This is a genomic window from Phenylobacterium sp., from assembly GCF_044371015.1.
GTDB lineage: Bacteria > Pseudomonadota > Alphaproteobacteria > Caulobacterales > Caulobacteraceae > Phenylobacterium.
Map to the genome: position 1 here is coordinate 1 of NZ_JBILUK010000179.1, position 6,533 is coordinate 6,533.

Annotated in this window: 7 protein-coding genes and 1 tRNA gene; 4 read left to right on the forward strand and 4 right to left on the reverse strand. The window is 66.4% G+C overall.

Annotated elements, in window-relative coordinates:
• From ACIQ3R_RS13460 to ahcY, 3 genes are all read right to left on the reverse strand, one after another.
• Positions 1-473: bifunctional hydroxymethylpyrimidine kinase/phosphomethylpyrimidine kinase (locus ACIQ3R_RS13460; protein ID WP_397419329.1), on the reverse strand; the 473-nt coding region annotated here is incomplete at its 3' end.
• A gap of 55 nt (positions 474-528) precedes the next feature.
• Positions 529-1,443 (reverse strand): DsbA family protein, encoded by a 915-nt coding sequence (locus ACIQ3R_RS13465; RefSeq protein WP_397419331.1) that lies wholly within the window; start codon positions 1,441-1,443, stop codon positions 529-531.
• A gap of 85 nt (positions 1,444-1,528) precedes the next feature.
• Positions 1,529-2,920 (reverse strand): adenosylhomocysteinase, encoded by a 1,392-nt coding sequence (ahcY, locus tag ACIQ3R_RS13470; protein WP_397419341.1) that lies wholly within the window; start codon positions 2,918-2,920, stop codon positions 1,529-1,531.
• A 146-nt stretch (positions 2,921-3,066) separates the two neighbouring features.
• Here ahcY and ACIQ3R_RS13475 point away from each other — a divergent pair, with 146 nt between their 5' ends.
• The 3 genes from ACIQ3R_RS13475 to ACIQ3R_RS13485 all read left to right on the forward strand — a co-directional run bounded on the left by ACIQ3R_RS13475 (position 3,067) and on the right by ACIQ3R_RS13485 (position 4,935).
• A complete protein-coding gene (locus ACIQ3R_RS13475) occupies positions 3,067-3,996 on the forward strand; it encodes an ABC transporter ATP-binding protein (RefSeq protein ID WP_397419333.1) in 930 nt (309 codons plus the stop codon).
• A complete protein-coding gene (locus ACIQ3R_RS13480; protein WP_397419335.1) occupies positions 3,993-4,754 on the forward strand; it encodes an ABC transporter permease in 762 nt (253 codons plus the stop codon). Before ACIQ3R_RS13475 ends, ACIQ3R_RS13480 begins: the two co-directional genes overlap by 4 nt.
• A 91-nt stretch (positions 4,755-4,845) precedes the next feature.
• Positions 4,846-4,935 (forward strand) — tRNA-Ser (locus ACIQ3R_RS13485).
• A gap of 28 nt (positions 4,936-4,963) precedes the next feature.
• Here the strand turns inward: ACIQ3R_RS13485 and ACIQ3R_RS13490 are convergent.
• Positions 4,964-5,791, reverse strand: coding sequence for a phytanoyl-CoA dioxygenase family protein (locus tag ACIQ3R_RS13490; RefSeq protein ID WP_397419337.1), 828 nt, complete (start codon positions 5,789-5,791; stop codon positions 4,964-4,966).
• A 68-nt stretch (positions 5,792-5,859) separates the two neighbouring features.
• On the opposite strand from ACIQ3R_RS13490, the gene ACIQ3R_RS13495 reads away from it, so the two are divergent.
• Positions 5,860-6,533, forward strand: a 674-nt coding sequence (locus tag ACIQ3R_RS13495) for an alcohol dehydrogenase catalytic domain-containing protein (RefSeq protein ID WP_397419339.1), incomplete at its 3' end; no start/stop codon positions are given.

Genomic DNA, 6,533 nt, shown 5'->3' on the forward strand with positions numbered 1-6,533 from the left:
GTGATCTCACGCCCGGACAGTTTCGCCAGCTCCCAGAGGTTGGGGGTGATCCAGTCAGCCAGCGGAACGAGCCGGGCGGCCACCGCCCGCGCCACGGCTTCAGAGACATAGAGTCCGCCCGGCGCATCGCCCAGCACCGGATCGACCACGATCATCGGCCGCCCGGTGTCGCCAACCCGCGCGCGCTCGATCAGTCCGGCGGCGATCTCCACCTGCTCGGGATCAGAGAAATGGCCGGTGAGGATAAGGTCCACGAGGCCGAACACCGCGTCGGCTTCGATATCCCCCAGCATCCGGCGAAATACGTCGGGCGGCGTCACTTCGCCCTTGCCGCCCCGCGCCGGCGTGCGGCCGAACATGGCGGTGGGCGCAAGCACCGGGTCAATCCGGTGCGCCGCCAGAACATACTGCTGCGCCGCGCCGCCGATGCGACTGGCGGCGACGAAGGACGACAGGATGAGCGCGAGCGCCATCCGCTGGCGTTAACGGTCAGGAGCCAGGGGGTAAAGGGAGGGCGCGGCCCACCGGCTACTCCGCCGCCAGGGCCTTTGCGCCCAGGCCTCGCCGCCGGGCTTCATCGGCGCTGTAGTAGACGAGGCCATCGCCCCAATCGTGCGTCATTGTATCCGCCGGAAGCTTGGCGCCTTCACCGCAAAGGAAGGCGAACTCCTGGCCGGTCAGCATGGGCCAGCGGGCGAACGCCTCTGCGGGGGTGGGGTCGAGGCGCGGGCTGGCGGTGACGCCCGGCAGGGCGGCCTCAAGGCCCGCCTCATACTCCTCGTAGGTCACCCAGCCGGCCACGGTCTGGTCGCCGGCCGCGCCGCCGCGGAAGATGATCGTCGGATAAGCGTAGCGGTCGTGGCCCTCGGAGTGCTTGAGCTCACCATTCATCGGGCTGTCGTGCTTGAGGTTGCGCACGTAGTCGTTGGGCGCCCGGCATTCTTCCCAGTCGGCGCGATAGGCGTCGGCGACTTCCGGCCGGGCCTGATCGACCCGCCAGCGCGCGTGGTCCAGGCCCGGAACGCCAAGGGTCGCCGCCTCGAACTCGTCGGCCGTCTGCGGGCCTATGCCGTCGACGAAAATCCGTTCCCGGAACCGGCGCAGCACCGCATGCGCCACGTCCTGCCCCTGGAGTTCGGCCGCCTTCACCGCCGCGCCCAGGGGATCGGTGGACTGCAGCATCAACTTCATCGGGTTGGGATAGGGCATGCCGGTCAGATGCCAGACCCGTTTCCAGTACTTGCGCATCGGCTCGGCGGCGCTGATCCGGTCCCAGCTCTCCTTGCCTGTGCTGGCGTCGCCGACCAGCCCGCCCATCACCTTGCGCCAGACCAGATGCTCGCCGTAGCGCCAGTCCAGCTTGCGCAATAGCGGCTCCGCCCCCCAGGCGGTGGAGCAGACGGCGTCGGTGTACTCGATCACCTCGATCTTCGGCTGGGTCATGACGGTTCCTCCGGGACGCAGTTCGCGCCTCCTGAGGGCCGGGCGTCAAGGCGGATGGGCGCGCGGCGTTGCGCCGCCCGCCGCCTCAGTAGCGGTAGTGGTCCGGCTTGAACGGGCCCTGTTGCGGCACGCCGATATAGTCGGCCTGGTCCTTGGAGAGCACCGTCAGCTTCGCGCCCAGCTTGGCGAGATGCAGCATGGCCACCTTCTCGTCGAGGTGCTTGGGCAGGACGTGGACGCCGACACTGTACCCCGCGCCGTTCTTCCAGAGCTCGATCTGGGCCAGCGTCTGGTTGGTGAAGCTGGCGCTCATCACGAAACTCGGGTGGCCGGTGGCGTTACCAAGGTTCACCAGGCGGCCTTCCGACAGCACGATGATCTTCTTGCCGTCCGGGAATTCCACGTGGTGGACCTGCGGCTTGATCTCGTCCCACTTGAAGTTCTTCAGGCCGGCGATCTGAATCTCGCTGTCGAAGTGACCGATGTTGCAGACGATGGCGTTGTTCTTCATCGCCCGCATGTGGTCGACCGTGAGGACGTCCTTGTTGCCGGTCGCCGTGCAGAAGATGTCGCCCTTGTCGGCCGCATCTTCCATGGTGACGACCTCATAGCCTTCCATCGCCGCCTGCAGGGCGCAGATCGGATCGACCTCGGTGACCATCACCCGCGCGCCGCCATTACGCAGGCTCGCGGCCGAGCCCTTGCCCACATCGCCATAGCCCAGCACCACCGCGACCTTGCCGGCCAGCATCACGTCGGTGCCCCGGCGGATGGCGTCCACAAGGCTCTCGCGGCAGCCATAGAGGTTGTCGAACTTCGACTTGGTCACGCTGTCGTTGACGTTGATGGCCGGGAACGGCAGCTCGCCGCGCTCATGCATCTGATACAGGCGGTGAACACCCGTGGTGGTCTCTTCCGACACGCCTTTGCAGGCGTCACGGATCGCCGAGTAGAAGCCCGGCTTCTCCTTCAGATAGCGCTTCATCACCGCATAGAGGGCTTCCTCCTCCTCGTTCTGCGGATTCGAGAGCACGCTCGGATCCTTCTCGGCCTTGGGCCCCAGCACGCAAAGCAGCGTGGCGTCGCCGCCATCGTCGAGGATCAGGTTGGGATAGCCGCCGTCATGCCATTCGAAGATGCGGTGGGCGTAATCCCAGTACTCCATCAGTGTTTCGCCCTTGGTGGCGAACACAGGCGTCCCCTTGGCCGCGATGGCCGCGGCGGCGTGATCCTGGGTCGAGAAGATGTTGCACGAGGCCCAGCGGACTTCCGCGCCCAGCGCCTGCAGCGTCTCGATCAGCACAGCGGTCTGGATGGTCATGTGGAGCGAGCCGGCGATGCGCGCGCCCTTCAGCGGCTGCTCAGCTCCATACTCGGCGCGCACGGCCATCAGGCCGGGCATCTCGGTCTCGGCGATCTCGATCTCCTTGCGGCCCCAGTCGGCGAGGGAGAGGTCTTTCACCAGATAGTCGGTCATCGGGATGTCCTGGCGGAGGGTCTGTATGGCGGCCTCATAGCCGCCCGCCGCCGCCAGCACAAGGATCATATAAAGAAATCCTTATGTGATGTGTCGCGGGCTGGTTCGATGACCGCCGCCGGGCTACCCAGGCGCGGGGAGAGTGCGTGACCGATCCGATCATCACCATCGAAGGTCTGTCCAAGACCTATGCCGGCGGCTTCCAGGCGCTGAAGGGCGTGGACCTAGCCATCCGGCGGGGCGAGATCTTCGCGCTGCTGGGGCCCAATGGCGCAGGCAAGACCACCCTCATCGGCATCGTCTGCGGCCTGGTGAGAGCGACAGGGGGCCGGGTGGCGGTGGACGGCCACGACATCGCCCGCGACTTCCGCGCCGCGCGCTCCAGAATCGGTCTGGTGCCGCAGGAAATCTCCACCGACGCCTTCGAGACAGTCTGGGACACGGTGAAGTTCTCCCGGGGCCTGTTCGGCAAGCCGCCCAATCCGGCGCATCTGGAAAAGGTGCTGAAGGACCTCTCGCTCTGGGACAAGCGTTCCGAGAAGATCATGGCGCTCTCGGGCGGCATGAAGCGGCGCGTGATGATCGCCAAGGCGCTCAGCCACGAACCGCAGATCCTGTTCCTGGATGAGCCCACCGCCGGCGTCGATGTCGAGCTGCGCCGCGACATGTGGCAGATGGTGCGGGCTCTCCGCGACGGCGGCGTCACCATCATTCTCACCACCCACTACATCGAGGAAGCCGAGGACATGGCCGATCGGATCGGCGTGATCTCGAGGGGCGAGCTGATGCTGGTCGAAGAGAAGAGCGCCCTGATGCGCAAGCTCGGCCAGAAGCGCCTGATCCTTCAGCTGCAGGAGCCGCTGGCGGCTACGCCGCCGGATCTCGACGGCTTCGACCTGGAACTTTCGTCCGGCGGCGCCGAGCTCATCTACGCCTTCGACACCCAGGCCGAGGCCACCGGCATCGCCGAGCTCCTCAAGCGGCTGGCCGAGCGCGGCATCGACTTCAAGGACCTGCGCACCGAAGAGAGCAGCCTGGAGGACATCTTTGTCAGCCTCGTGCGGAGCCGGCCATGAACCTCCACGCCATCCGCGCGATCTATGTGTTCGAGATGAGCCGCTGGCTGCGCACCATCGTGCAGAGCGTGGCGGCTCCGGTGATCACCACGTCGCTCTATTTCATCGTGTTCGGGGCGGCGATCGGCAGCAGAATGCCGACCATCGAAGGGGTCAGCTACGGCGCCTTCATCGTGCCGGGCCTGCTCATGCTGTCGATCCTGACCGAGAGCATCTCCAACGGCTCGTTCGGCATCTACATGCCCAAGTTCGCCGGCACGATCTACGAGGTGCTGTCGGCGCCGATCTCCACCGTCGAGATCGTGTTGGGCTACGTCGGCGCGGCGGCCACCAAGTCGGTGGTGCTGGGCCTGGTGATCCTGGCGACCGCGCGGCTCTTCGTGCCCTACGAGATACAGCAGCCGCTGGTGATGCTGGCCTTCCTGATCCTGACTTCGGTGACCTTCAGCCTGTTCGGCTTCCTCACTGGCATCTGGGCGGACGGTTGGGAGAAACTCTCGATCATCCCGATGCTGGTGATCACGCCGCTGACCTTTCTGGGCGGGAGTTTCTACTCCATCGACATGTTGCCCGGGGTCTGGAAGACGATCGCGCTGTTCAATCCCGTGGTCTATCTGGTCTCCGGCTTCCGCTGGAGCTTCTACGGCGTGTCCGACGTAAGCGTCGGGATCAGCCTTGCGGCCACGCTTGGCGTGCTCGGGGCCTGCCTGATCGCCGTGGCCTGGATCTTCCGCACCGGCTGGCGGCTGCGGGCCTAGGCGCGCGCGACCTTGCCGAGCCGGACCGGATAAGCTAGTTCCCCCGCTCGCTCAGCCGGCGCCCCTCACGAGGAGCGCCGCGCAGCCCGTCGGAGAGGTGGCTGAGTGGTTGAAAGCACCGCACTCGAAATGCGGCATACTCGCAAGGGTATCGAGGGTTCGAATCCCTCCCTCTCCGCCAGCGAAAGCTCTAACGCCATTGACGAGCGTCAGGCCCCTCGGCTCCCCAGGATGGGGAACTGACGATCAGGGTCGGTCTGGGGAATGCGGGCGCCTTCGGCGGTGCGGACTACGGCGCCGTCGGGGGCGTATTGCAGGATGTAGGCCTTGCGCACTTCCCCGGCGCGCAGGTTTGGACCTGTCCGATGCGGCGCCAGCGATGAAAACACGACAACGTCGCCGATCCGAGCGGGCGCCGCGACTGCGTCCGGCGCCTCATCCAGGCAGACGAGGCCGATCTCAGTGGCGCGATGGTTCAGCGTGCCCAGCCGATGCAGGCCGGGCGCGATCCACGGACAGCCGTTCGTCTCGTCGACGTCGACCAACGGCGTCCACAGCGTGAGGTACTGCTGGGGCTCGACGAAGGAATAGCCGTTGTCCTGGTGCCAGGGGAATTCCTGCGGCTTCTCAGGCTTCTTGTAGACCGCCTGATCCCAATAGAGCCGCACGTCCGGACCGATCAGGTCGTGGCAGATGTCGGCGATCGTCCGGTGGGCGGCGAAGGCCCGGAGCGCTGCAGACCTGGCCACGAGGTGCAGGGTGAAGGTGATGGCGTCGGCGTCGGTCAGCCGCACCTTGCCGCCGCGCCCGCGGGCGAACGCCACGTGGGCCGCTTCGAACGGGTCGATTTCGGCGGCGACGGCGGCGATCTCTTCCGCGGTGAAGGCGTCTCGCACCACCACGAAGCCATCGCGATTGTACTGAGCGATTTCCCCAAGTGAGAGCCGGCGGCGCAGAGCGGGCGCGGCGTCCCGCCACACAAAGCCGGCGCTCCACGGATGAGGAACCGGGCCAGGCGAGGTTACGGCGAGGCTCATCGGAGGCTTTCCTTGTCCGGTTCGGCGAGGGATGTTGCCACGCCTGCTTCGCCTGGGGGAGAGAGACGATGAAGACCCGCGCCGCTGTCGCATTCGAGGCCAAGAGGCCGCTTGAGATCGTCGAGGTCGACCTGGAGGGGCCGCGCGCCGGCGAGGTGCTGGTGGAGATCAAGGCCAGCGGCGTCTGCCACACTGACGCCTACACGCTGGACGGCCTGGATTCGGAGGGCCTGTTCCCCTCGATCCTGGGGCATGAGGGCGCAGGGGTGGTTGTGGAGGTGGGCCCTGGGGTGACCAGCGTGGCGCCCGGCGATCACGTGATCCCGCTCTACACGCCCGAATGCCGCCAGTGCAAAAGCTGCCTGTCGCGGAAGACCAACCTCTGCACCGCCATCCGGGGCACACAGGGCAAGGGTCTGATGCCCGACGGGTCGAGCCGGTTTTCCTACAAGGGCCGGATGATCCATCACTACATGGGCTGTTCGACCTTTTCGAACCACACGGTGCTGCCCGAAATCGCCGTGGCCAGGATCCGCAAGGACGCCCCCTTCGACACCGCTTGCTATGTCGGCTGCGGGGTGACCACGGGCGTCGGCGCGGTGGTCAACACCGCCCAGGTCGAGGCGGGGGCGAACTGCATCGTCTTCGGCCTCGGCGGCATCGGGCTCAACGTGATCCAGGGTCTGAAGCTGGTGGGCGCGGCGCAGATCGTCGGTGTCGACATCAATCCGGATCGTGAGGC